Raw genomic sequence first — 25,155 nt, 5'->3', positions numbered from 1 at the left:
GACGCGGGCCGCCGTCGGCGGCCCTTCCGGGTAAGCCGGAGCCCGACGTGGGTGGTCGGGTGGGGCAGGGTCAGACCGGTGGGCGGTCACCGACGGGCCGGCGGCGGCCCCCGTACGCCTGGGTGGTGGTGGTCCCGCGCCAGGGAGGCCGTACGGACGGGGTGGGTGGAACCACTGCCGCGCACCGCCTTTCTGCTCGGGTACCGGGTCGTGTCCGACTCGGGGCGGAAGGGGGCGTGTGCCCCGCACGTTCCCCGCGGAGACCGTGCCCCCATCCTATGTGGCCACCCGGTTCGGGGGGAAGGGGTACGGCGAAACCGGTGCGCACCGTCGGTGCGGTGTGGGAATCATCCACCCGGCCGTGCCCCGTCCGCGGTGCGGCGGCGTGGCGGGACCCGACGTGGCCGGTCGGGACGCCCGGGAATGTGTGTGGACGCCACGTGGCTGTTCCGGATGTCGGCGGGTGGATGGTCGATGTGGGTGGTGTCCCGAGAGTCCCGGGAGGGCTGCTGCGGCAGGTCCCCGAACGTCCCCTCCGTCGCGGTTCGGTAAAAGTCCAGGTGGCGCGCCATTTTCCGGTCTGTGTTCCAGATCACCTTCAAAAAGTTGAGCGTACCGGGAACAACTTTGCGCCGGGCGCCGTTGTGATGGGTGAAGAGGTTGAGTGGCCCGCACTCAAGGGGATTGTTAACATCGTCCCCGGAAGTTGAGTCGGGGGCAGTCAACCGCCGATAGACGACACAGACATACAAAGGAGAACCATCACATGGGACGCGCAGTAGGTATCGACCTCGGGACCACGAACTCGGTTGTTTCCGTTCTTGAGGGTGGCGACCCCACCGTCATCGCCAACGCCGAGGGTTCCCGCACCACCCCGTCCGTCGTCGCCTTCGCCAAGAACGGCGAGGTCCTCGTCGGACAGTCGGCCAAGAACCAGGCCGTGACCAACGTCGACCGCACCATCCGCTCCGTCAAGCGCCACATCGGCGAGGACTGGAGCGTCGACATCGACGACAAGAGCTACACCCCGCAGGAGATCTCCGCCCGCATCCTGATGAAGCTGAAGCGCGACGCGGAGGCCTACCTGGGTGAGGACGTCACCGACGCCGTCATCACCGTCCCCGCCTACTTCGAGGACGCGCAGCGCCAGGCCACCAAGGAGGCCGGCCAGATCGCCGGACTCAACGTCCTGCGCATCGTCAACGAGCCCACCGCCGCGGCCCTCGCCTACGGCCTGGAGAAGGGTGACAAGGAACAGACCATCCTGGTCTTCGACCTCGGTGGCGGTACCTTCGACGTCTCCCTGCTCGAGATCGGCGACGGCGTCGTCGAGGTCCAGGCGACCTCCGGCGACAACGATCTCGGTGGCGACGACTGGGACCAGCGCATCGTCGACTGGCTCGTCGAGAAGTTCAAGTCCGCTCACGGCATCGACCTGACCAAGGACAAGATGGCCCTGCAGCGTCTGCGTGAGGCCGCAGAGAAGGCCAAGATCGAGCTGTCCAGCTCCCAGCAGGCCTCCATCAACCTGCCCTACATCACGGTCGACTCCGAGAAGAATCCGCTGTTCCTCGACGAGACCCTGTCCCGCACCGAGTTCCAGCGCATCACCTCCGACCTGCTCGACTGCACCAAGAAGCCCTTCAACCAGGTCATCAAGGACGCCGACATCTCCATCAACGACGTCGACCACGTCGTCCTCGTCGGCGGTTCCACCCGTATGCCCGCCGTCGTCGACCTGGTCAAGGAGCTGACCGGTGGCCGCGAGCCCAACAAGGGCGTCAACCCGGACGAGGTCGTCGCCGTGGGCGCCGCCCTGCAGGCCGGCGTGCTGCGCGGCGAGGTCAAGGACGTGCTGCTCCTCGACGTCACCCCGCTGAGCCTCGGTATCGAGACCAAGGGTGGCGTGATGACCACGCTCATCGAGCGCAACACCACCATCCCCGCCAAGAAGTCCATGACCTTCACCACCGCCGAGGACAACCAGCCAGAGGTCGGCATCCAGATCTACCAGGGTGAGCGTCAGATCGCCGCGCACAACAAGCTGCTCGGATCCTTCCAGCTCTCCGGCATCGCGCCGGCCCCCCGCGGCGTCCCGCAGATCGAGGTCACCTTCGACATCGACGCCAACGGCATCGTCCACGTCACCGCCAAGGACAAGGGCACCGGCAAGGAGAACACGATCAAGATCCAGGACGGCTCCGGCCTGTCCCAGGAGGAGATCGACCGGATGATCAAGGACGCCGAGGCCCACGCCGAGGAGGACAAGAAGCGCCGCGAGGAGCAGGAGGTCCGGAACTCCGCGGAGTCCATGGTCTACCAGACCCGCAAGTTCATGGAGGACTCCTCCGACAAGATCGGCGAGGACACCAAGGAGAAGGTCGAGGCAGCCGCCAAGGAGGTCGAGGAGGCGCTCAAGGGCGAGGACATCGAGGCCATCAAGACGGCCGTCGAGAAGCTGTCGACCGAATCCCAGGAGATGGGTAAGGCCATCTACGAGGCCGAGGCCGCGGCGGGAGCCACCCAGGCTGACGCCGGCGGCGCCGACTCGGACGTCGTGGACGCCGAGGTCGTCGACGAGGACGACGAGGAGAAGAAGTAGATGACCGAACCGATCGGTACCGACAAGAACCCGGACGAGGTTCTCGAGGGTGACGCCGTGGCCAACGATCTCCGGGAGACCGCGGACTCCGCCCACGAGCGCGCGGTGCACGAGGAGCAGGCCGTCATCGACAGCGGGAACGACGACAGCGACGAGGAGGCGACCCAGTGAGCCAGGACGAAGGAGCTATGCCGGACAACCCCGGCGACCCGGCCGCGACCGATCCGGAGGCCACGTCCCCGGAGAGCGCGGAGTCGGCCGTGGCCGACGCCGAGGCTGCCGCTGACGCGGAAGCCGCCGACGCCGAACTCGATGAGGCACTCGCCACCGTCGCAGCCGACGAGGCCGCCGGGGACGCGGAAGCCGCAGCGGACGGGGAACCGGATCTCTCGGCCGAACTCGCCGAGAGGACCGAGGACCTGCAGCGGGTCACCGCGGAGTACGCCAACTACCGGCGTCGCACCGAACGTGACCGGCAGGCGGTCATCGCCTCCGCGAAGGCATCCGTCGTCAACCAGCTGCTCGACGTCATCGACGATCTCGAGCTCGCGGAACGGCACGGCGACCTCACCGGGCCCCTGAAGTCCGTCAACGACAAACTCCGTGGGGTGTTCAACCGGCTCGACGTCGCGGAGTTCGGTGCCGAGGGCGACGAGTTCGACCCTGAACGGCACGAGGCCGTCCAGGACCTGTCCGAGGGTGACGACAAGGTCATCGGGACGGTCCTGCGCCGTGGCTTCGCGATGGGGGACCGGCTGTTGCGCACCGCGATGGTGATCATCACCGATCCCCGGGAGTCCGCTCCCGAGGCCGACGCTGTCGGGGACGACGACACCGCCACGTAGTGATGTGGCGGCGGGGCGGTGGCGACGCCGCCCCGGTGTCCGGCCCGCTGTGGCGGACACCGGACACCACCGAACAACTAGAATGACCTTGAACCCGTGCATGACACGGAGGGAGGAGATGCCCAATGGCCGAGCGTGAATGGGCTGAGAAGAACTACTACGCGGACCTGGGCGTCTCCTCGTCCGCATCAGCCGAGGAGATCAAGCGGGCGTACCGCAAACTCGCCCGGGACAACCACCCGGACAACCATCCCGGTGACAAGAACGCGGAAGAACGCTTCAAGCGCATCGCCGAGGCCTACGACGTCGTCGGTGACGAGAAGAAGCGCAGGGAATACGACGAGATGAAGGCCATGCTCGCGTCCGGGGGACTGCGCGGCTTCGGCGGAAAGGCGGGGTCCGGCTTTCCGGGTGGGTTTCGCCAGGCGCAGGGGGACTTCGACGTCTCGGATCTCTTCGGAGGAGATGGAGGATTTACTGCGGAAGGGGGTCTGGGTGATATCTTCGGTGGCTTTTTCAACCGCGGCCACGGTCCTCGCCACGCAGCTCAACCGTCGCGGGGGGCCGACGTCGAAACTGACATCACACTTGATTTCCGGGAAGCTGCGCAAGGGGCGACGATCCCCGTAGAGCTCAAGGGTCCGGCACCGTGCACGCGGTGCCACGGCTCCGGTTCCCGCTCCGGGAAGACCAGCCGCTGCGACAGCTGCAGCGGCACCGGCTTCACGAGCGAGAACCGCGGTGCCTTCGGGTTCTCCGCCCCGTGCCCGGACTGCGGCGGCAGTGGCCAGAGCATCTCCGATCCGTGTCCGGACTGCTCCGGAACCGGAACCGTCAACCGGACCCGGTCCATCACCGTCCGGGTGCCAGCCGGGGTCATCGACGGACAGAAGGTGCGGCTCGCGGGCCAGGGGGAGGCCGGTCCCAACGGGAGGCCGTCGGGAGACCTCTTCGTCACGGTCCACGTCCGCGGGGACAAGGTGTTCACGAGGTCCGGAACCACGCTCGAGGTCGAGATACCGGTCTCGTTCGCGGAGCTGGCCCTCGGCGACACGATCACCGTGCCGACCCTCGACTCGCCTGTCCGGGTGAAGGTCCCGGCCGGGACACCCGATGGCCGGACCCTGCGGATCCGTGGCCGGGGAATCCCGAAACGGGACGGGACGAAGGGGGACCTCATGGTCACGGTGAAGGTCACGGTCCCGGAGAATCTCGGGCCCGCGGCGACCAGCGCGCTGCGCGCCTACGCGCAGGCGGAGAAGGAATCCGGATTCGATCCCCGCGCGAACTGGGCGGGGTCGGCGTAGACGACGCGTGGGTCGGTCGGATGCCGGAGGCGCATCCACGCCGACCCGGCACCCGGACCGGTACCAGACAGGGCCGGCCATGACACCCAGACGAGGAGGTGAGGGAGCGATGCCGCACAGTGACCGGCGGTTCCAGCCCCGGGACGGCACCTCCCCGGAACACGAAGAGGTTTTCGTCATCTCGGTGGCCGCGGAGCTCGCGGGAATGCACGCGCAGACCCTCCGCACCTACGACCGTATGGGGTTGGTGACCCCGATGCGCACCCGCGGTGGGGGGCGCCGCTACTCCCGCTCCGACGTGGCGCTCCTCAGGGAGATCCAGCGCCTGAGTCAACAGGAGGGCGTGAACCTCGCGGGCATCAAGGCGATCATCGACCTGACCCAGTCCAACGAGCGTCTGCGCCGGGAGGTGGAGACGCTCAGATCCGACAACCAGCGGTTGAGCGAGGCACTCGAGCGGGAACGCCGGACGCCCCGGACCAGGGGCGAGCTCGTCGAGGTCCCCGAGTCCACCGCGGTCGTCATCTGGGAGCCACGAAGGAAACGGCGCAAACGACACTCCTGAGGTACCGGGAACCGGGATCGCACCGGACCACCGTCCGGGCGCGGTCCCGGTTTCGTTTCGGGGGTTGGATGCTCCATCCGAAGCAGTAAAAACGGCGACGTTCAATTCCTGAAAATAACGTGAGAAACGTCATTAATACCCCCAAATGGGGTATTTGCAACGGCTGCATTGGCATCTTTCACAAAATGTGAAGAAATGGCTAGTCGGCGAGGGGTTCTGGCCGTGACGGCGATGTTGTGTTCCGCCTCACTGTGTCCGGTAGCGCATTTAGTGATGTGGGACACAGAAAAATGTGGTTAGTGTGGGGTCCACTGCACGGTCGGAACCACCGAATCGCGCCGGTGGGAATTCATCCCCCGCGTGAGTCTCGGAGGGCCGGTCGCCATCGCCGAACAAGTGAGGATCCCAATGACTGTCTACGCCAATCCCGGAACCGAAGGTTCCATCGTCTCCCCCAGGGAGCGCTACGACAACTTCATCGGTGGCGAGTGGGTCGCCCCGGTCGACGGCGAATACCTGGACAACATCAGCCCGATCACCGGTGAGGTCTACACCCGCTTCGCCGCGGGCAAGGCCGCGGACATCGAGAAGGCGCTCGATGCGGCCCACGCGGCGGCGCCGGGCTGGGGCAGCACCCCGCCCGCGGAGCGGGCCCTGATCCTGCACCGGATCGCCGACCGGATCGAGGAGCACCTGGAGGAGCTCGCCGTCATCGAGACCTGGGACAACGGCAAGCCGGTGCGCGAGTCCCTCGCCGCCGACCTCCCGCTCGCGGTCGACCACTTCCGGTACTTCGCCGGCGTCACCCGTACGGCCGAGGGGCGACTGTCCGAGATCGACGACAACACCGTGGCCTACCACTTCCAGGAGCCGCTGGGCGTCGTCGGGCAGATCATCCCCTGGAACTTCCCCATCCTGATGGCGACCTGGAAGCTCGCCCCGGCGCTGGCCGCGGGCAACTGCGTCGTGCTCAAGCCCGCGGAGCAGACCCCCATCTCGATCATGCACCTGATGGAGGTCATCGCCGACATCCTCCCCGCGGGTGTCGTGAACGTGGTCAACGGTCTCGGGTCGGACGCCGGAGCGGCCCTGTCAGGTTCCGACCGGATCGCGAAGATCGCGTTCACCGGATCCACCGAGGTCGGTCGTCTCATCAACAAGGCCGCGGCGGACAAGATCATCCCGGTCACCCTGGAGCTCGGCGGCAAGTCCCCGAACGTGTTCTTCGCCGATGTCCTCGACAGGAAGGACGACTTCCTGGACAAGGCGGTCGAGGGCATGGCGATGTTCGCGCTCAACCAGGGCGAGGTCTGCACCTGTCCCTCCCGTGCACTGGTGCAGGAATCCATCATCGACGAGCTCATGGAGTTGGTCGTCGCCAAGGTCGAGAAGGTCCGGATGGGCAATCCGCTGGACACCGACACCATGCTCGGCGCGCAGGCATCCGAGGAGCAGATGCAGAAGATCACCGGCTACCTCTCCTCCGGTCCCCAGGAGGGTGCCGAGGTGCTCACCGGTGGTGGGGTCGCCAGGATCGACGGTCTGAACGGCTTCTACATCCAGCCGACGATCTTCCGCGGCGACAACACGATGTCGTGCTTCCGTGAGGAGATCTTCGGGCCGGTCCTCGGTGTCACGACGTTCACCGACTTCGACGACGCGATGCGCATCGCCAACGACACCAACTACGGCCTCGGTGCCGGTGTCTGGACCCGAGACAACAACACCGCCTACCGCGCCGGGCGTGCGATCCACGCGGGCCGCGTGTGGGTGAACAACTACCACTCCTACCCGGCGCACGCCGCGTTCGGCGGGTACAAGGAGTCCGGCATCGGGCGTGAGAATCACGCCATGATGATGGCCCACTACACCCGAACCAAGAACATGCTGGTGTCCTACGACACCAAGCCCACCGGGCTCTTCTGAGCCCGCTCGGCCCCGGCCGGTCGATGACCGGTCCGGTGCCGCGCGCACGTCTCCGCCATTTTTTCCGGTCAGGTTCACACGGTGCCCCGCACGGTGTGGCCTGGCCGGAGGCATTTCCCCCCACTGTTGAAAATAGTTGCCAATTAGCCAAATTACAAACGGACCCCCGCGTCCACCCCCACAGGAGGATTTCCACATGAGTCACGCACCCGAAAAGTTCACCGCCGCCGTCGTCGACGAGTTCGGCCCCGAGGTCACCGTCCGCGAGGTCGACCTCCCGGAGCCCGGCCGCAACCAGGCCCTGGTCAAGCTCCAGGCCTCCGGCATCTGCCACACCGACCTGCACGCCGCCGAGGGGGACTGGCCGGTCAAGCCCCCGCTGCCCTTCGTTCCCGGCCACGAGGGCGTCGGTGAAGTGGTCAAACTCGGGCCCGGCGAGCACGACGTGGAACTCGGTGACATCGTCGGCAACGTCTGGCTCTGGTCCGCCTGCGGTACCTGTGAGCAGTGCCGCACCGGCTGGGAGACGCTGTGCAACGACGCCGAGTACGGCGGATACACCGTCGACGGTTCCTTCGGCGAGTACATGCTCGTCGACACCCGCTACTGCGCCCGGATCCCGGAGGGTGCCGATCCGCTCGAGGTCTCCCCGATCCTCTGCGCAGGCGTCACGGTCTACAAGGGCCTGAAGATGACCGAGACCCGCCCCGGTCAGTACGTCGTGATCTCCGGTGTCGGTGGCCTCGGCCACATCGCCGTCCAGTACGCCGTGGCCATGGGCATGCGCGTCATCGCGGTCGACATCGCCGACGAGAAGCTCGAACTGGCCAAGAAGCACGGCGCGGAGTTCACCATCAACGCCCGGGAGAAGGATCCGGCCGAAGCCGTCATGGAGTTCACCGGTACCGGTGCCCACGGCGTGCTGGTCACCGCCGTCCACGAGGCCGCCTTCGGGCAGGCCATCAATATGGCGCGCAAGGGCGGGACCATCGTGTTCAACGGCCTGCCCCCGGGAGAGTTCCCCGCCCGCATCTTCGACATCGTCTTCAAGGCGCTCACGATCCGCGGTTCCCTCGTGGGTACCCGCCAGGATCTCGAGGAGGCCCTGGATTTCTACGCCCGCGGCCTGGTCAAGCCCACCATCGCCGAGTGCAAGCTCGACGACGTGAACAGCGTCTTCGAGGACCTGCGCAAGGGCAGGATCGACGGACGCATGGCCATCCGCTACTGAGCGGACACCATCACCCGGACATGAGCTGATCCGGTCCCCGGCCCCGCGCCTTCCCCTCGTGGAGGAGGCCCGGGGCCGGGCCCATTCATCCCCTACCGTCCCTCAGTGCGACCGCAACCGCCGTAACGCATCGAGTACGGCCGGATCCTCGAAGTAGTCACTGTGGCCGCCTTCCGCGGGAATCACCTCGGCACCGAAACCGGCGCTCGCGGGATCCCGTCCGTGCACGCCCGCGACAGCGGAATTCACGAGGCCGATCGGATCAGTGGGGCTCCTGGCGGCGAGGATCCGGGGATCCGGGGAGTTCAGCTGCAGCTCGTCCGCCCCGGCCACCCCGGTTCCCGGACTCCCGAGGAACATGATGGCGTCCGCGTCGAGTCCTCCGCTGCTTCCCGCGGCGGCCAGCCCGGTCACCAGGGATCCGTAGCTGTGGGCCACCACGGTCCGGTGCACCGACGAACCGCGACGCTCGGTGAGCGAGTGCATGAACGTCCGGAGCTTCGCCGCGCCCAGCCGCGCCGAGATGTCCTGCCCGCCGTCGATGACCGTTGCCGGGGGCCGGTACCCGTTCCACACGATGACCGCACCGCCCACCTCCCGGTGGAGGGCACGTCCCCGGTCGAGGGCGCCCGCCACAGACTCCGGGTCGCCGGAACCGACGCCGGAGACCATCGTGATCACGGATTCGGCGGAGTCGATGTCACCGAATGCGGCGACCAGGTGCCCGTCCCCGGTCTCCAGGACGACCATGCCGGGGAACCGGTCGGCGAGGTCCCTGAGCCCGTCGTCCGCATCGGCCATGTTGAGCTCGTGCAGGTCGGTGGCGGAGACGGCGGGGGTGGCCGGAAGCGGCAACCGCGCCGGGGCCGGTGTGTACACGTCCTCCAGGGCCGCCACGCACCGCTTCCTCCGCTCGTCGAACGGAGTCAGGGGAAGGAGCAGCTCGAGGCGGGCCGCGCAGTGCCGGTCGAGGAGGAGCCCCTCACGTCTTATCCGGCCCAGCATGAGATTGAATACCTCGGACTCCTCGAGCAGGTCGTCCGTGAGCGCGATGACCACGCCCGCCACCTCCGCGAGCCCTCTGGTCCGGGCGGCCCCGATGACGCGGTCGTACTCGTCCTCCAGTGCGGACTGGAGGGAAGCGACCCGGGAGAGAACGGAGACGGCGGTCCCGATGAGTTCCGCGGTGGCGTCCCGCAGCGCGGAGACGCGCTCCTCCCTGCCCTCCGCCGCGGCGAAGGAGGAGCCGCGCAACCCCCGGTGTGCGGACGTGGCCCACTGTCGCCTGTTGGTGTCGTTCGAGCGGACGATCACCGACCTGCCCCGGTCGAGATCGATCGCGACTGTCGCGAGGGTCCGCGACCAGGGCAGTGGCAGCAGGCGACTAGACATGGCCGATCCCGTCGAGGTCCCCGGCGCCGGAGGCGTCGGATTCCCGGAGCCGGGAGACCAGGGTCCGGACACCGGAGCGGAGTTCGGTGATCTCCGCCGACGTCTCGCCGAGCACCCGGGACCAGGAGTCCACCAACCGGGACAGCACCGCGGCGGTCATCGAGCCGTGGGGTAGCTCGGGGAGCGGCACCCGTGGATCGTCGGGTGCCCGCAGCGGACGGGCCGCGTCCTCGGAGAAGATGATCCGGTTCACGTGGAGGGGCCTTTCGCTCGGGCGCCGATGGGGGTGGCGGCGGAACACGGGGTGGTCAGGCCCAGGGTCGGCGATCCGGGTCGCCGGCGCGCGGCCGTCCGGGCCGGGCTGTGGACAACACGGTCGGGGAGTGTCCGATCCACCGGAGGTGCGGTGTCGGGGCCGAATCCCGGCGGACGGTCGCGGAAACCCCTATCGTGGACCCATGCGAGCAGCTCTGGTCCAGATGCAGTCCACCGGCGACGTCGATGCGAACCTCGACGCCGTTCTCCGGCACGCCCGTACCGCGGCGGGGGAAGGTGCCGAACTCATCGTCTTCCCCGAGGCGACGATGCGTGCGTTCAAGACGGGACGCCTCGACACCGTGGCGGAGCCGGTCGACGGGCCCTTCGCGACGGCGGTGCGTGAGCTCGCCGAGGAACTCGGCGTCACGGTCGTGGTCGGCATGTTCACACCGGCCGACACCGTCGAGGTCGACGGAAAGACCGTCAACCGGGTGCACAACACCGCGCTGCTCACCGGCGGGGGACACCACCTCGGGTACCACAAGATCCACTGCTACGACGCCTTCGGTTTCCGCGAATCGGACACCGTCCGCCCCGGGGACGAACTGGTCACGGTCGCCGTCGGCGGTCTCACCGTCGGACTCGCCGTCTGCTACGACGTCCGTTTCCCGGAGCAGTTCACCGCACTCGCGGAGAACGAGGGCGTCCAGGTGATCGTCCTGCCCACCTCGTGGTCGGACGGCCCGGGGAAACTGCAGCAGTGGCGGGTGCTCACCGGGGCCCGCGCGCTGGATTCGACCTGCTACGTGCTGGCCGCGGGGCAGGCGCGCCCCGGCGGGGAGGATTCCGCGGGGGAGAACGACGGGCCGACCGGGATCGGTCACTCGGCGATCATCGGTCCGGACGGACTGCGCATCGTCGAGGCCGGTTACGGCGAGGACATCATCTACGCCGACATCGACGCCGACACGGTGGAGAAGACCCGGAGGTCGATCCCCGTGCTCGGCGCGAAACGGCGGTTCTGAGGCCTCACACCGGATCGTGCCGGATGTTCTCCGCCGGGGTGCCCGCCGCCCGCATCGCTGCGGCGACGTCGGTCACGATGTCGTCAGGGCCGGCGATGAGTACGTCCCGGTCCTCCCAGGTGCCGTAGCCGGGGACCACCTCCGCGAGGGAGCCGGTCTGCCGCATGTGCAGGCCGCGCGGGGCGGTCGAGTGCTCGGTGGGCCGCACCCACCACGGGTCGATCTCCCGGGTGACCACCGGGGTGACCGACAGCCACGGCGCTCCCGCGACCAGCTGCCAGAGCCCCCGGAGATCGTAGAGTTCGCCGGGGCTGTCCGCCCCGAAGAACAGGTGCACCCGGCGGTTTGTCCCGCGCATCAGCATGTCCAGGATGAGTGCGCGCACCGGGGCGAGGCCCGTGGAGTGCGCGACCATCAGGATGTCGCGTGACCCGTCGGCGGACAAAACGCCGAGCGGAGCACCGATCCGCCAGCGGTCACCGGGCTCCGGGGACGCGAGGAGACGCCCGATGGTGTCGTCACGGTCCGCGAAGACGTGGAACTCCACCTGCCCGAAGTCGTTGGCCGGGATCGCCGGCGACAGGTGCCGCCACAGCCCGCGGGTCGTCGTGTCGCTGGTGACGGGAAGGTACTGCCCCGCGGTATAGGGCAGCGGTGACTGCGCGATCAGCCGGACGACGGACACCCGGGCGCACCGCCGCTCGACCTCGACGACCTCGGCGGGCCAGGAATCCGGGACTCCGGCGACGTCGCATTCCGCGGCCGCCTCCGCCATCACCCCGAAGCACCGGGCGATCGCGGTATCGGCACCGGCGACGAGCTCCGGCGGGAGGTTCGCGATGATCCGTCCCACCTCCGCCCGTGCGGCACCCGACAGCGATGCGTAGTGCGCCGTGGGCATACGGTACCGGCGGTTCTCCCGTCCCAGTTGCGCGAGAATGGTGCGCACCCGCTCCTGGAGGGAGCCGTCGACGGGGGTGTTGACCAGGACCCAGTCGAGCACCGTCGGCAGATCCGCGTGCACGTCGTGGCTGTCGACCGGGAACAGCTCCCGGTCGCTCGGGTGCTCCCGGAAGAAACGCGCGTTGACCCCCTCGCGGAAGCTCTCCGCGTGGATGCGCAGCCGGATCGCCACCGGCTTCAGGGTCTCATGGTGCACACGTGTCATTGTGCCCCAGAAAAACACGTGTCCCCGCACCGGTCACCCTTTTTTCGGTGGGATCCGTGGTGCGGGGAGTGCGCGGGGTGGCCTAGTAGTACTCGCCCTGGCGGTAGTCCCAGCTCAGGAAGAACTCGGAGAGGTTGTTCATGATGCGGTCGCCGTCCAGACCGTTGCGGATCAGGACCGGGCACGGGGTGATGGAGCGCTCGCCCTTCTGCTCGGGGACGAGGTTGCCGTCCTTGTCCACCAGGGACACCATGACGCCCTGCTCGTGGCGGGAGTCCTCGTCCTTGTCGGGCTGGATAGAGGCGACGTAGTCGTCGGCGGCGACGATGTAGTCGGCCTCGGACTCGATGCGCTCACCGATGAACGCGACCTGGCCGCGGTTGCCGATGCCGGAGGGGTTGGCGGAGGAGGCGAAGGTGACCTTGCCCTGCTCCCAGTTCTTCGCCGCGATCTGCTCGGCGGGGCGGCCGAAGCGGATGACGAAGCAGCTGGTGCCGCGGCCGTCACGGGCCAGCTCGCGCACGGTGTCGTCGGGCATCTTCGCGATGGCGTCCTCACGCCAGGGCAGGATGCAGCCCAGCAGGATGTCCTGCTCCCAGTGGCGCTCGTAGAACGCGATGATCTCGTCGTTGACCTGGGCCAGCTCCTTGAGCTCGTCGATGCTCGCGCACAGGACCACGGCCGGCTTGTTGCGCTTGCGCTGCTTGGCGTCGAACTTGCGCTCCAGGCCCTCGCCGTCGGTGGCCATGAGGATGTAGCCGACCTTGGTGGCGCAGACGATCAGGCCGCCGTCGGCGGAGATCGCCTCGAAGGCCTCGGGGATGATCTCGCCGGTCCACTGGGTTTTGGGCGTTGCTTCTGCCATTTTCTTCGGTGTCCTTTCTTCGGGTCACTGCGATGGGCGCGATGGTGGTCACGACCGCGCCGGTGTTTCAATATGTGGAATGTGAGTCCTACTCTATGGGATTGACGCCCGGTGGGCAACGTGGGGGATCGGAGGAGGGGAGGTGTCGGCCGTCCCCGTGGGGTGGGCTGCAGGCGGGTATGGGGAGGGCGGCACAAAGTTGAGTCCTCGACTATAAAGGTGGCGAGCCGAAAAAAGTTTGGGTTGAGTGGAACAGACTCAACCCTTGTGGCGTTGTACGGAGTGAAAGGCCGGTCCCCGGGGCAGGATCAGGGTCGACCGGCGACGGAACAGTTCACGACAAAACGACACGTAAGAAGAAGGGACAGACGGAGAACATGAGTTCTTTCACCCCCACCACCAAGACCCAGGAGGCGATGCAGGCCGCTCTGCAGGCCGCCTCCGCCAACGGCAACCCGGACATCCGGCCCGCCCACCTGCTCGTCGCCATCCTCGACCAGGCCGACGGCATCGCCGCCCCGGTCCTCAAGGCCGCGGGCACCGACCCCGACGCCGTTCTCGCCGAGGCGAGGGCCCTCGTCGCCGGTTACCCGAAGGCCCAGGGGGCGAACCTGGCGAACCCGAACTTCAACCGGGACGCCCTCAACGCGCTCACCGCGGCCCAGGAGCTCGCCGGTGAGCTAGGTGACGAATACGTCTCCACCGAGGTGCTGCTCGCCGGAATCGCCCGCGGCGCCGGCGAGGCCGCCGACCTGCTGAAGAAGCACGGCGCGACCTACGACGCCATCAAGGGCGCCTTCACCACCGTGCGTGGCTCCACCAAGGTCACCACCGAGGATCCCGAGGGGCAGTTCCAGGCCCTGGAGAAGTACTCCACCGACCTGACCAAGCTCGCCCGCGAAGGAAAGATCGACCCCGTCATCGGCCGTGACTCCGAGATCCGCCGCGTCGTGCAGGTCCTGTCCCGCCGCACCAAGAACAACCCGGTGCTCATCGGCGAACCCGGTGTGGGCAAGACCGCCATCGTCGAGGGCCTGGCCCGCCGCGTCGTCGCCGGCGACGTGCCCGAGTCCCTGCGCGGAAAGACCCTGGTCAGCCTTGACCTGGGATCCATGGTCGCCGGCGCGAAGTACCGCGGCGAGTTCGAGGAGCGCCTCAAGGCGGTGCTCGACGAGATCAAGAACTCCGACGGGCAGATCATCACCTTCATCGACGAGTTGCACACCATCGTCGGTGCCGGAGCCACCGGCGACTCCGCCATGGACGCCGGAAACATGATCAAGCCGATGCTCGCCCGCGGTGAACTGCGCCTCGTCGGCGCCACCACCCTCGAGGAGTACCGCAAGTACGTGGAGAAGGACGCCGCACTCGAGCGACGCTTCCAGCAGGTCTACGTCGGGGAACCCTCCGTCGAGGATGCCATCGGCATCCTGCGTGGGCTGAAGGAACGCTACGAGGTGCACCACGGCGTCCGCATCCAGGACTCCGCCCTCGTCGCCGCCGCGACCCTGTCCGACCGGTACATCACCTCCCGATTCCTCCCCGACAAGGCCATCGACCTCGTCGACGAGGCCGCGTCCCGCCTGCGTATGGAGATCGACTCCTCCCCGCAGGAGATCGACGCCCTCGAGCGCGTCGTCCGCCGCCTCGAGATCGAGGAGATGGCCCTGTCCAAGGAGAAGGACGCCGCCTCGAAGGACCGCCTGGACAAGCTCCGCCAGGAACTCGCCGACGAACGCGAGAAACTGAACGAGCTGAAGGCGCGCTGGACCAACGAGAAGTCCGCCATCGACAAGGTCCGCGGTGCGAAGGAGGAGCTGGAGCGCCTGCGCCAGGAATCCGAGATCGCCGAACGCGACGGCGACTACGGTCGCGTCGCCGAACTGCGCTACGGCCGCATCCCGGAGCTGGAGAAGGAGGTCGCCGAAGCGGAGAAGAGCGTGGACAATCCGGGCGAGAACCAGCTGCTCACCGAGGAGGTCACGCCCGACGTCATCGCCGAGGTCGTCTCCGCGTGGACCGGTATCCCCGCGGGCAAGATGATGCAGGGTGAGACCGAGAAGCTCCTCGCCATGGAGAGCGTGCTGGAGAACCGCGTCGTCGGCCAGTCCGAGGCCGTCGAGGCCGTCAGTGACGCCGTGCGCCGCTCCCGTGCCGGGGTCGCCGACCCGAACCGGCCCACCGGCTCGTTCCTCTTCCTCGGCCCGACCGGCGTCGGTAAGACGGAGCTGGCGAAGTCGCTGGCCGAGTTCCTCTTCGACGATGAGCGGGCCATGGTTCGCATCGACATGTCCGAGTACGGGGAGAAGCACTCCGTCGCCCGGCTCGTCGGCGCGCCCCCCGGATACGTCGGCTACGACGCCGGCGGCCAGCTCACCGAGGCCGTCCGCCGTCGTCCGTACACCGTCGTGCTCTTCGACGAGGTGGAGAAGGCGCACCCGGACGTGTTCGACGTGCTGCTCCAGGTCCTCGACGAGGGGCGGCTGACCGACGGCCAGGGCCGCACCGTGGACTTCCGCAACACGCTGCTCATCCTCACCTCCAACCTGGGTGCGGGTGGCACGAAGGAACAGATGATGGAGGCGGTGAAGCACACCTTCAAGCCCGAGTTCGTCAACCGTCTCGATGATGTGGTCACGTTCAACCGGCTCTCGGAGGAACAGCTCACCCACATCGTGGAGATCCAGGTCCGGCAGCTCGCCGCCCGACTCGCCGCCCGCCGCCTCGTCCTCGAGGTCGACGACCCGGCGAAGGCGTGGCTCGCTGAGCGCGGCTACGACCCGGCCTACGGTGCCCGCCCGCTGCGCCGCCTGATCCAGCAGGCCATCGGCGACAAGTTGGCGAAGGAACTCCTCGCAGGCACCATCGTCGACGGCGACACCGTGCAGGTCACCCTCGCAGAGGACGGGGAGACCCTGAAGGTCAGCCCGCAGCGGTAAGTGCATTGGTGGTGCCCCGGCTGTTTAAACGCGGCCGGGGCACCAGTATGAGATGTACTATTCTGTGGCTATGACCTCGGCTCCCGACAAAGAACCCGACGCCAGTGGCGATGGCGTCCAGCCGGAGAAAAAGACGATCAACCGCTGGAAAATGTACGTGAAACTGCGGACAGTTCTCGTCGGTGCGCCCTTCGTTCTTCTCCCCGCGGGGCTCATCGGAACCGGGTGGAAACGAATAGCAGCGGACATTCAGGTGATACGGGGATGCTACGGCGGATATTATAGCTTCGGGTTCGTGATTGTTGTCTTGGGTTTGGGATTGTGGCTGCTTGAACCCATCGAACCGAATGACAAAGACGGTGCTTCGGGAGTCGCCGATCCGAAAGCTCCACACTCCAGATTTTCGTGGATTGAAATCTTTTTTGTTCTTTTCTCCCTCCTGTCACTGGCGGGAGGAATACGCGTAGTCACGGTCATGCAGGAGGAGGGTGACGGACAACTTGCTGCGGGGCTGTTTGCAGCAAGTGGGCTCGCGCTGTCTGTCTGGGCAACCCAACGCCGCTCCATCGAACAGCAGGAGCGGGAGGACAGGCGACAGAACGATCGACTGGAATCCGAGTCACTGCGGGAGAGTCGACAACTCTCCGTCCAGCAGCGCATGGACATGTCGAAGAAGCTGCAGACCTCCATTGAACACCTAGCCAACGACAGTGAAGTCGTGCGCGCAGCCGCCATCTCCGAGCTGATGTTCCAGATCGACGACTGGAACGCCCTCATTAGAGGAGAGATCACGGAAATCGAAGCCCGGAAACTCCACGATGCGAAAGAGCGGGTGGAGCAGCTCAAAGCTGAAGGCCTGCTCCGGAGGCAGGAGCTCTTCGATCTGGCGATGAAGGACTACGTTGAAGGTCACCAGTACCCACACAACGATTCATCGAGTGAGAATGCCGGAAAATATGGGAAACGGGAGCTCCGTGAGGGGATCATCGCTGCTCGCCGGCGAGGATTGAAATCAGCCCAGAAGGGATCATTCGATGGGGTGAACTTTGAGGGAGTCAGGCTCCCGAATCTTCCTTTTTCTCGCCTATTAGTTCCGGCGAACACAGAAAAAAACGAAGAGGAGAAACGCATACAGACTTGGAAGAGTCATTTGAGAGGTGTTGATTTGGGGTCCGCGCATCTGGAGGGAGCGAACCTGGCGCGTGCTCATCTGGAAGAGGCGAACCTGGCGCGTGCTCATTTGGAAGAGGCGAACCTGGTGTGGGTTCACGCTGTCAAAGTGAAACTGGGGAAAGCCAACCTAGCGCGAGCGAACTTGGAGTGCGCTAACCTGCACAAGGCGGATCTGAAGGATGCTCACCTGGAGGGTGCGTCGCTGTGGGGATCCATTCTTGAGGGAGCGAACTTGAGGGGTGCCCATTTGGAGGGGGCGAAGCTCGCCGCCAAGAATAACGATGGGTCATTGTCTATGCCCTGCACCTTCGACGAAAAAACTCAATGCCGGGGCGCCACCTACAGCTCCACCACGGTTTTCCCCGAGGGCTTCGATCCGGAGGCTCACGGTATGAAACTGGTCGATGATCCGGAACCGGAGGACGAAGACTAGCGCTCTAGCGGCGGCTTCCGCGGTCTGAGTGCCAGGTCCAAGAACAGGCGAGTTCTGCCCCCTCCACCCGTCGTACCCCGTACCTCACTATTTGTGGTCGTAGGCTGGCCCGTCTCCACCTCCGCACCCCATCCCCCAACACCGGAACTTGACTACTCTGGGGCGCATGAGCCTTCTGATCACGCCCACTGAACTCGCCGACGGAATGCAGACCGGAATCAAGACGACGCTTCTGGCGTCGATGTGGTTGCCCGGCCCCGAGGACGCCGGCTTCGAGTACTACCGCGGTAAGCACATCCCCAACTCGATCTTCTGTGATCCGGCGCGTGCGTTGGCGGCGGCGCCGTCGAGCAAGCTGGGTCGGAACCCGCTGCCGGACCCGGCTATCCTCCAGAAGTGGTTCCAACGGTGGGGTCTGAATGACAAGCACCGCGTCGTGGTCTACGACGGCGGCCGTGGCCTCATGGCGTCACGTGCGTGGTGGATCCTCACCTGGGCGGGTGTGCCGGACGTCCGGATCCTCGACGGGGGTCTCGCGGCGTGGATCAGGGAGGGGCGCCGGCACGCCGGTGGTCCGGGTAATCTGCCGCAGAAGTGCACGCTCCAGGTGAACCCGGGGCAGCTGCCCGTGGCGACGATCGACGAGGTGAAGAACTTCGACGGCCTGCTGCTCGATGTCCGGGAGGAGAACCGGTTCCGGGGTCGTAAGGAACGTCTGGACCTCAAGGCCGGCCACATTCCGGGCGCGGTGAACCTCCCGACCCGCCGACTGACCCATGAGGACCATTCCCTGCGCAGCCCGGAGGAGATCCGTGCGGAGTTCGAGGCAGTCGGGGTGGATGATCCGTCCAAGGTGATCATCTACTCGGGTTCGGGTCTGCACTCCGCCCTGGCGGTCGCTGCGATGCACCACGCCGGTATGCCGGGGGCCGCGGTGTACATCGGCGGCTGGTCGCAGTGGTGTGCAACGCCGTCGAATCCGGTGGCCACCAGCGTCTGATTTTCCGGCTCCTGAGTGCCCCACCTGATCTTCGCCGACCGGGTGGGGCACTTTTCGTGTCCGGTGTGGCTGATCGTCTGGGAATGGATACTGCGTACCGGGGGTACCAACGAGTGAGGTGTGGGTGCCGAGGGGAGGTTCTGCTAGTCGGTGAGATGGTAGATCCGGGTGGGTGTGAAGTATCGGAGATTGTGTGCGGGGATTCAACCGGTTCCCGCGCGATCATTCAGCCAGGTACGTCGGACAGTTTCTGTGATTGGGCAGGTTACCAATCGGGCCACCTGTTTCTAGGGGAATAGGCTTGATGGTTTCAGTGAGCGATGGTGTAGATGGCCGGCTTTCCGAGGATCTTTCGGCGCCTTTTTAGAAAGTAGCGGTTTCGGTATATTTAGCTCTCCTGTTTTTAATGAAAATTTTCTTGGCTTGCGACGAAGGCGCGTGACGGTCAACGACGGGAGGATGAGAGACCGCGGGTCCGATCCCGGTTGAGTTGGTGCCACGGTACTCTGTGGTGACGGCTTTCAGTGCTGGTGAGTGGAAATCCTGTATTTCCTGGACGTCTCCGGCATCGTAATAGCAGCGGGTTCCGCCGAAGTGACGGTGGAGAAGGAGGCCGGTTTCCCGGGCTCCTCCTCCTGTGGCTGGATCATCCCGATTCCGATACCGGTACCCGGCGTGAAGTTGAGCACCGGGCCACAGGATCCGGCTGCGTCACCGGCGCCGACGGCGCCGGACTCCACGGAATTGCAGACTGGCGTTTTCCCGGATACGCCGGATGATCCGGAGACGGGACGCCCCGCGAAGGGGCTGCCCGTCACCGGAGCCAACGTACTGGTCGCACTCGGCACCGGAGCGGCACTCGCCCTGGCCGGATTCGACCTCGTGTTCGCGGCTCGCCGCCGCCGGGACGGGTAGCCGGTAGCGCCTGCATGACCCGCCCACCTCCGTCCGGAGGTGGGCGGGTCATGTCGTTCCGGGGCCGGTGCGCCCACCGGTGGGGGTCACCGTCGAAAATGACCGCGTATGTGTACGGAACCGGGCGCGTGGGGCGCTAGACTCGGACCCAAATGCTAACCGAAACTCTCCTCCTGCTCGCCGGGGCCTCCGCCACCGGTGCCGTCGCCCTGACGCTCGCCGCGAACCGCCGGGATGCGCTCGCCCGCCGGGAGGACGCCGTCGACGTTGACGGGTCCCACGGGTCTGTCCCCGACACGGACACCGACCTCCCCGGGGACGGCGCTGCCACGTCTGTCACCGGGGCGGAGTCGACCGGGGAACGGGAACCTGACGAAGACACCCTCCTCCCGCAGCATGCTCCAGAACCTGACCGTGCGGAGGCGACGGTCTCGGAGGATGTTGAACCCCGTGGCCCCGTGGACGGCACGGACGTGATCGACGTGGAGGTCGAGGACCAGCTGCGAGATGTGCCGGTCCTGACCCCGGACGAACGGGACGACCGTCTGCAGGAGACGGACACTCCCGATGAGGTCCCGTCCATCCCGGACTCCCCCGGAGAGAAGAGCCGCGTTCCGGCGCCGGTGACCGGCAACCACGGCGGTCTGCACCTGCCCGGCTCCGCGCGCCGGAACCGTCGCCGGTGGGCCGCGGCCAACGGCTACGACTACAGCAGGGGCGACGCGTTCCTCACCGATGAATGGAGCTTCGGTCCCGCCGGTACCGGAGCCGCAGCCAGGGATGTCGTCAGCGGTATGACCTCCGGACACGAGTTCCACCTGGTGGACCTGGGGCCGGAGACGGTCCTCGCGTTCCGGCGCGTCACCGGCAGCGCGGTCGTCGTCGAGATCTCCCGCACCACGGATGACCGGGAGAGCTCCTTCCAGTTCGGGGACTTCGCGGTGTTCTGCGCGGAGCCCGATGTCGCACGCCGGTTCGTCGACGAGCGGGTCACGGCCGCGATGGAGGCGCTCCCCGCCGCGGTGACGATGATCTGGACTGAGTCGCGCTGGGTGATCGCGCAACTCGTCCGGAGGAGTTCTCCGGAGGACTGGGATGCCGCGCTCGAGCCGATGGCACTGTTGGCTGACGCTGCGTGCACCCTTCCGCCGCGCCCCGGTGCCACCCCGCTCCGGGACACCGCGGGACTGGATCCCTCCCGGCCGCTACCTCCGCCCCACCTGTCGCAGGTTCATTCCGGAGCGGATACGGAAGAGGTGGCGGAACCGGTCGTGTCCCCGGTAAAGCCGTTGGTCCATCGCCCGGAGGCACCGGTGGAACTGCCCAGCCGGTTCCGTCCCGAGCAGCGCGGTACCGTTGAACCGCGCGCCGTCGGTGGTGATGAGATCGACGCCATCGCCGACGGACGGGACGCGGCCCCCCAACCCGGCGGGGTGCGCGTTCCGCGGACCTTCCGAACCGGTCCGAGCATCTTCACCGATTCCGGGGCCGACGAAGAAGCCCCGGACACCGAAAAACCGACTACCCCCGAGGAGCGCTGAACACCCGTGACCCCGTCGTCCGCCGAAGCCCGTGGAGAACTCGCTGAACTGGTCAAGGAACTCGCCGTCGTCCACGGCCGGGTGACCCTCTCATCCGGCCGGGAGGCCGACTACTACGTGGACCTCCGGAGGGCCACGCTGCACCACCGGGCGTCGAGGCTGATCGGCCAGCTGCTGCGTGAACTCACCGCGGACTGGGACTACGTCGCGGTCGGCGGCCTGACTCTCGGGGCGGATCCCGTGGCCACCGCCGTCATGCACGCCGACGGGCGGGTGATCGACGCGTTCGTCGTCCGCAAGGCGACGAAGAAGCACGGCATGCAGCGTCGGATCGAGGGCCCGGACATCGTCGGGAAGAAGGTGCTCGTCGTCGAGGACACCACCACGACCGGCAATTCGCCGCTCACCGCCGTGGAGGCGCTGCGCGAGGCGGGTGCCGAGGTCGTGGGGGTCGCCACGGTCGTCGACCGTGCCACCGGTGCGGACAAGGTCATCGCCGACGCCGGACTCGAGTACCGCTACCTGCTCGGCCTGTCGGATCTCGGCCTTGAGTGAGGGGCTGACCGACCCGCGGGGAGAACACGACGACGAGCGACCCGGCCCGACCGAGTGGGGGGCCGGGCGGGTCGGCGTAGGCCCCTGGGCCGAGGAGCATCCGGGTGAACCGGTGCCGGATGATCCACGATTCGATCAGGAACTCCTCGCGGAGGGCGACCGCCGCAACGTCGTCGACGCCTACCGGTACCTGACCCGGGATGCGATCGTCGCGGACATCGACACGCGCAGGCACCCACTGCACGTCGCGATCGAGAACTTCGAGAACGACGCGAACATCGGGACCGTCGTGCGCACCGCCAACGCCTTCGCCGTGGACACGGTCCACATCGTCGGTCGGCGCCGGTGGAACCGGCGGGGTGCGATGGTGACCGACCGGTACCAGCACCTGCTGCACCACCCGGACGTCGACACCCTCCTGAAGTGGGCCGCGGCCCGGGCCATCACCGTCGTCGCCGTCGACAACACACCCGGATCGGTGCCGCTCGAAACCGCCCGGCTGCCGGAGCGGTGTCTGCTGTTGTTCGGGCAGGAGGGCCCGGGTGTCACCGAGGCCGCGCGGAGGGGCGCGGTCATGACCTGTTCCATCGCGCAGTTCGGGTCGACACGCTCGATCAATGCGGGGGTCGCGGCGGGTATCGCGATGCACAGGTGGGTCACTCAGCACGCTGATCTGCGCCGGGCCTGGTAGGCGCACGGGCCCGGTGGAAGCACCGGTGCGGGTACGGTTGCTGAGGTGGGATAAGTAACATCCCGCTGACCGGGAGAGATGAACCTGAACGTGCAAGAAAAATGGGCCCACCGTGCTGATCTCGCTGAAGCCGCGATCGATGAACGGCACGCGAGTCGGCTGTGGCTGCTTCCCCGCACCAACCTGGCCGTGGTCGCGTGGCCTCCGACCACGCGCGACAAGGTCTTCCTCCGGTGGCACTACTGGTGGCAGGCGCACTACCTGGACTGCCTCGTCGATGCCGCCGTCCGGCGCCCCACCCCGGCCCGGCAACAGCGGATCCGGCGGACCCTGCGCGGTATAAGGATCCGGAATCTCCGCGGGCTCACCGCGAACCGGTACTACGACGACAAGGCGTGGCTCGCGTTGGCCGGTGCGCGTGTGAAGGAGGTGAAGAAGTTCCGCGTGCCGAAGTCGATCAGGCCGCTGGAGAGCAACATCATCGCCGGTGCGGACAATCTCACCGGCGTCCTGCCGTGGCGGACGAATGAGACCTTCTACAACGTCCCCACCAACGGCCCGGCCGCGATCATGATGGCCCGGACGGATCGCCTCGAGCGGGCGATCGGCCTCACCGACTGGATCTTCGACAACCTCATCAACGAGCAGGGCCTGGTCATGGACGGGGTCCGGTTGCGGATGCACGGACCGGAGATCGTCCGCGACATCCATCCCTACTGCCAGGGTGTCACCCTGGGGGCGTGTCTCGAGATCTCCGAGAAGCTGCGCGAACGTGCGGGCCTCGAACCCGGGCAGCCGATCACCGGGATCGATGACGCGGAGAAGGTGGAGCACCTCATGCTCTGGGTCACGCGCCTGCGGGAGCTGGTGCACGCGGTGGCCAAGGACATGGCGACGCCCGCCGGGGTGATCGACGCCCACACGGGTGGCGGGGACGGCGGCCTGTTCAAGGGCATACTGGTGCGCTACCTCGCGGAGGTCGCCCTCCGCCTGTCGGAGGACACCCCGCTGAATAGGGCGACCCGCAAGATCGCCGCGCGCCTGGTGCTCGCGTCCGCGGAGTCGGTGTGGAGGCACCGGCTCGAGATCGACGGATTACCTGTGTTCGGGGCGGACTGGACGACGGACGCGAACCTGCCCCGCAACGCAGGCGTGGTGGGTACCTCGATCGCCGGCGCGGTCCGCAGTTCCGAGATCCCGGAGCGGGATCTGTCCGTGCAGCTGTCCGGGTGGATGCTCATGGAGGCCGCGGCGAGGGTGTCGGCGGCCGGGTACACGTACAACGGCTGAGGTGCGCCGGGGCCGATGGAGGGGCATGATCTGCCCGCGGGATACCGGAGGGCGTGCCCGCCCGGTCGCCTGTTCGGACAGTGGTCGATCTCACGTCCCGGACGGGGGGTGGGCGTCAGTCTCACTACCTGCGAATTTACCTGAAACACACGACCGAAAACAGGCAAACGGGCATGAAAACACAAAATCGGGCACGGAGGGGCGGCGAGAAATCGCGGGTGGGGGCATAATTGAGGGCAGGACGACCGCACCGGCGGTCGCGGACCGCGGCACCGCGGTCGTGGCCCCACGGTGCGGTCGACACAGAGAACGTCGCACCACGTAAAGGAGAGCACATGCCCATCGCAACCCCAGAGGTCTACGCCCAGATGCTGGACAAGGCCAAGAAGGAAGGCTTCGCCTTCCCGGCCATCAACTGCACCTCCTCGGAGACCATCAACGCAGCGCTCAAGGGCTTCGCCGAGGCGGAGTCCGACGGCATCATCCAGTTCTCCACCGGTGGTGCGGAGTTCGGTTCCGGCCTGGCCGTCAAGAACATGGTCAAGGGCGCCGTCGGCCTCGCGGCCTACGCCCACGAGGCCGCCAAGAACTACGGCATCAACGTCGCCCTGCACACCGACCACTGCCAGAAGGAGAAGCTGGACACCTACGTGCGTCCGCTGATCGCCATCTCGCAGGAGCGCGTCGACCGCGGCGAGGCCCCGCTGTTCCAGTCCCACATGTGGGACGGCTCCGCCATCCCGATCGACGAGAACCTCGAGATCGCCCAGGAGCTGCTGGAGAAGGCCCGCAAGGCCCACATCATCCTGGAGCTGGAGATCGGTGTCGTCGGCGGTGAAGAGGACGGTATCGAGGCCAAGGCCGGTGCGCAGCTCTACACCTCGCCCGAGGACTTCGCCAAGACCGTCGACGCCATCGGCACCGGTGAAAAGGGTCGCTACCTGCTCGCCGCCACCTTCGGAAACGTTCACGGCGTGTACAAGCCCGGCAACGTGAAGCTGCGTCCGGAGGTGCTGCTGGAGGGTCAGCGCACCGCCGCGAAGAAGCTCGGTCTGGACGAGAACGCCATGCCCTTCGACTTCGTCTTCCACGGCGGCTCCGGCTCCGAGAAGGAGAAGATCGAGGAGGCCCTGCGTTACGGTGTCATCAAGATGAACGTCGACACCGACACGCAGTACGCGTTCACCCGCCCGATCGTCGGCCACATGTTCGGCAACTACGACGGTGTGCTGAAGATCGACGGCGAGGTCGGAAACAAGAAGGTCTACGATCCCCGCTCCTACCTGAAGAAGGCCGAGCAGGGCATGTCCGAGCGTGTCATCGAGACCTGCCAGGACCTGCACTCCGTCGGCACCACCGTCTCCAAGTGACACTTCTGAGGTAACGCCCGGACGGGCGTTCTGAACCCGTCTCCGTGAAACCCCGCCCGAACGG

The 25,155-nt window shown here is 66.9% G+C and carries 21 protein-coding genes; 17 read left to right on the top strand and 4 right to left on the bottom strand.

The genetic code is table 11. The features are described from left to right. The first annotated feature begins 766 nt into the window (after window positions 1–766). From dnaK to adhP, 7 genes are all read left to right on the top strand, one after another. Complete coding sequence (gene dnaK / locus KRX55_RS08555; protein ID WP_218407334.1) at window positions 767–2,602, top strand: molecular chaperone DnaK; 1,836 nt, start codon at window positions 767–769, stop codon at window positions 2,600–2,602. Then, window positions 2,603–2,773 carry a hypothetical protein gene (locus KRX55_RS08550; RefSeq protein WP_218407333.1) on the top strand — a complete coding sequence of 57 codons (171 nt, stop codon included), beginning with the start codon at window positions 2,603–2,605 and terminating at the stop codon, window positions 2,771–2,773. Continuing rightward, window positions 2,770–3,447, top strand: coding sequence for a nucleotide exchange factor GrpE (gene grpE, locus KRX55_RS08545; protein WP_218407332.1), 678 nt, complete (start codon window positions 2,770–2,772; stop codon window positions 3,445–3,447). The genes KRX55_RS08550 and grpE overlap by 4 nt, the downstream gene beginning before the upstream one ends. 125 nt (window positions 3,448–3,572) lie before the next feature. Beyond that, window positions 3,573–4,754: a molecular chaperone DnaJ gene (dnaJ, locus tag KRX55_RS08540; protein WP_218407331.1), complete on the top strand. Its 1,182-nt coding sequence runs from the start codon at window positions 3,573–3,575 to the stop codon at window positions 4,752–4,754. Between the two features lie 109 nt (window positions 4,755–4,863). Beyond that, complete coding sequence (locus KRX55_RS08535; protein ID WP_255567697.1) at window positions 4,864–5,319, top strand: heat shock protein transcriptional repressor HspR; 456 nt, start codon at window positions 4,864–4,866, stop codon at window positions 5,317–5,319. Window positions 5,320–5,727: 408 nt separating this feature from the next. Next, window positions 5,728–7,245: an acetaldehyde dehydrogenase ExaC gene (exaC, locus tag KRX55_RS08530; protein ID WP_218407329.1), complete on the top strand. Its 1,518-nt coding sequence runs from the start codon at window positions 5,728–5,730 to the stop codon at window positions 7,243–7,245. A gap of 196 nt (window positions 7,246–7,441) precedes the next feature. Further along, complete coding sequence (gene adhP / locus KRX55_RS08525) at window positions 7,442–8,476, top strand: alcohol dehydrogenase AdhP (protein ID WP_200256387.1); 1,035 nt, start codon at window positions 7,442–7,444, stop codon at window positions 8,474–8,476. A 102-nt stretch (window positions 8,477–8,578) separates the two neighbouring features. Here adhP and KRX55_RS08520 read toward each other — a convergent pair whose 3' ends face one another. Both KRX55_RS08520 and KRX55_RS08515 read right to left on the bottom strand, forming a co-directional pair. Beyond that, complete coding sequence (locus KRX55_RS08520) at window positions 8,579–9,868, bottom strand: alpha/beta hydrolase (RefSeq protein WP_218407328.1); 1,290 nt, start codon at window positions 9,866–9,868, stop codon at window positions 8,579–8,581. Further along, on the bottom strand, window positions 9,861–10,121 hold the full coding sequence (locus KRX55_RS08515; protein ID WP_218407327.1) for a hypothetical protein: 261 nt from the start codon (window positions 10,119–10,121) through the stop codon (window positions 9,861–9,863). Before KRX55_RS08515 ends, KRX55_RS08520 begins: the two co-directional genes overlap by 8 nt. Window positions 10,122–10,326: 205 nt before the next feature. Here KRX55_RS08515 and KRX55_RS08510 point away from each other — a divergent pair, with 205 nt between their 5' ends. Next, the gene (locus KRX55_RS08510; protein ID WP_218407326.1) at window positions 10,327–11,151 is read left to right on the top strand and encodes a carbon-nitrogen hydrolase family protein; all 825 of its coding nucleotides are present in this window, start codon (window positions 10,327–10,329) and stop codon (window positions 11,149–11,151) included. Window positions 11,152–11,155: 4 nt separating this feature from the next. On the opposite strand, the gene KRX55_RS08505 is transcribed toward KRX55_RS08510, so the two are convergent. Both KRX55_RS08505 and KRX55_RS08500 read right to left on the bottom strand, forming a co-directional pair. Then, entirely contained in the window at window positions 11,156–12,310 is a 1,155-nt protein-coding gene (locus KRX55_RS08505) for an FAD-binding oxidoreductase (RefSeq protein WP_218407325.1), read from the bottom strand. A gap of 91 nt (window positions 12,311–12,401) precedes the next feature. After that, on the bottom strand, window positions 12,402–13,184 hold the full coding sequence (locus tag KRX55_RS08500) for an L-threonylcarbamoyladenylate synthase (protein WP_218407324.1): 783 nt from the start codon (window positions 13,182–13,184) through the stop codon (window positions 12,402–12,404). Between the two features lie 377 nt (window positions 13,185–13,561). Between KRX55_RS08500 and clpB the strand changes: the two genes are divergently transcribed. From clpB to fbaA, 9 genes are all read left to right on the top strand, one after another. Beyond that, a complete protein-coding gene (gene clpB, locus KRX55_RS08495; protein ID WP_218407323.1) occupies window positions 13,562–16,123 on the top strand; it encodes an ATP-dependent chaperone ClpB in 2,562 nt (853 codons plus the stop codon). Between the two features lie 70 nt (window positions 16,124–16,193). Further along, window positions 16,194–17,729 (top strand): pentapeptide repeat-containing protein, encoded by a 1,536-nt coding sequence (locus KRX55_RS08490; RefSeq protein WP_218407322.1) that lies wholly within the window; start codon window positions 16,194–16,196, stop codon window positions 17,727–17,729. 166 nt (window positions 17,730–17,895) lie between these two features. Further along, window positions 17,896–18,729 carry a sulfurtransferase gene (locus tag KRX55_RS08485; protein ID WP_218407321.1) on the top strand — a complete coding sequence of 278 codons (834 nt, stop codon included), beginning with the start codon at window positions 17,896–17,898 and terminating at the stop codon, window positions 18,727–18,729. Window positions 18,730–19,263: 534 nt separating this feature from the next. After that, the gene (locus KRX55_RS08480; RefSeq protein WP_218407320.1) at window positions 19,264–19,644 is read left to right on the top strand and encodes a hypothetical protein; all 381 of its coding nucleotides are present in this window, start codon (window positions 19,264–19,266) and stop codon (window positions 19,642–19,644) included. Window positions 19,645–19,796: 152 nt separating this feature from the next. Next, complete coding sequence (locus KRX55_RS08475) at window positions 19,797–21,185, top strand: hypothetical protein (RefSeq protein WP_218407319.1); 1,389 nt, start codon at window positions 19,797–19,799, stop codon at window positions 21,183–21,185. Window positions 21,186–21,191: 6 nt separating this feature from the next. Next, entirely contained in the window at window positions 21,192–21,740 is a 549-nt protein-coding gene (gene pyrE / locus KRX55_RS08470; RefSeq protein ID WP_218407318.1) for an orotate phosphoribosyltransferase, read from the top strand. Beyond that, entirely contained in the window at window positions 21,733–22,431 is a 699-nt protein-coding gene (locus KRX55_RS08465; protein ID WP_255567696.1) for a TrmH family RNA methyltransferase, read from the top strand. The genes pyrE and KRX55_RS08465 overlap by 8 nt, the downstream gene beginning before the upstream one ends. Window positions 22,432–22,521: 90 nt before the next feature. Then, window positions 22,522–23,721, top strand: a complete 1,200-nt coding sequence (locus KRX55_RS08460; protein ID WP_218407381.1) for a glycoside hydrolase family 76 protein — start codon at window positions 22,522–22,524, stop codon at window positions 23,719–23,721. 335 nt (window positions 23,722–24,056) lie between these two features. After that, a complete protein-coding gene (gene fbaA / locus KRX55_RS08455) occupies window positions 24,057–25,091 on the top strand; it encodes a class II fructose-bisphosphate aldolase (protein WP_200256416.1) in 1,035 nt (344 codons plus the stop codon). Window positions 25,092–25,155 lie beyond the last annotated feature (64 nt).

Source organism: Corynebacterium sp. TAE3-ERU16 (assembly GCF_019209935.1).
Lineage (GTDB): Bacteria > Actinomycetota > Actinomycetes > Mycobacteriales > Mycobacteriaceae > Corynebacterium > Corynebacterium antarcticum.
The sequence above is the reverse complement of the archived record's forward strand: the minus strand, read 5'-3'. Positions and strand labels throughout refer to the sequence as shown.

Excerpts from the sequence above, each read along its gene's own strand:
- dnaK (WP_218407334.1), top strand. The coding sequence starts at position 767 with ATGGGACGCGCAGTAGGTATCGACCTCGGGACCACGAACTCGGTTGTT.
- KRX55_RS08550 (WP_218407333.1), top strand. The coding sequence starts at position 2,603 with ATGACCGAACCGATCGGTACCGACAAGAACCCGGACGAGGTTCTCGAG.
- dnaJ (WP_218407331.1), top strand. The coding sequence starts at position 3,573 with ATGGCCGAGCGTGAATGGGCTGAGAAGAACTACTACGCGGACCTGGGC.
- KRX55_RS08535 (WP_255567697.1), top strand. The coding sequence starts at position 4,864 with ATGCCGCACAGTGACCGGCGGTTCCAGCCCCGGGACGGCACCTCCCCG.
- exaC (WP_218407329.1), top strand. The coding sequence starts at position 5,728 with ATGACTGTCTACGCCAATCCCGGAACCGAAGGTTCCATCGTCTCCCCC.
- adhP (WP_200256387.1), top strand. The coding sequence starts at position 7,442 with ATGAGTCACGCACCCGAAAAGTTCACCGCCGCCGTCGTCGACGAGTTC.
- KRX55_RS08520 (WP_218407328.1), bottom strand. The coding sequence starts at position 9,868 with ATGTCTAGTCGCCTGCTGCCACTGCCCTGGTCGCGGACCCTCGCGACA.
- KRX55_RS08510 (WP_218407326.1), top strand. The coding sequence starts at position 10,327 with ATGCGAGCAGCTCTGGTCCAGATGCAGTCCACCGGCGACGTCGATGCG.
- KRX55_RS08500 (WP_218407324.1), bottom strand. The coding sequence starts at position 13,184 with ATGGCAGAAGCAACGCCCAAAACCCAGTGGACCGGCGAGATCATCCCC.
- clpB (WP_218407323.1), top strand. The coding sequence starts at position 13,562 with ATGAGTTCTTTCACCCCCACCACCAAGACCCAGGAGGCGATGCAGGCC.
- KRX55_RS08490 (WP_218407322.1), top strand. The coding sequence starts at position 16,194 with ATGACCTCGGCTCCCGACAAAGAACCCGACGCCAGTGGCGATGGCGTC.
- KRX55_RS08485 (WP_218407321.1), top strand. The coding sequence starts at position 17,896 with ATGAGCCTTCTGATCACGCCCACTGAACTCGCCGACGGAATGCAGACC.
- KRX55_RS08475 (WP_218407319.1), top strand. The coding sequence starts at position 19,797 with ATGCTAACCGAAACTCTCCTCCTGCTCGCCGGGGCCTCCGCCACCGGT.
- fbaA (WP_200256416.1), top strand. The coding sequence starts at position 24,057 with ATGCCCATCGCAACCCCAGAGGTCTACGCCCAGATGCTGGACAAGGCC.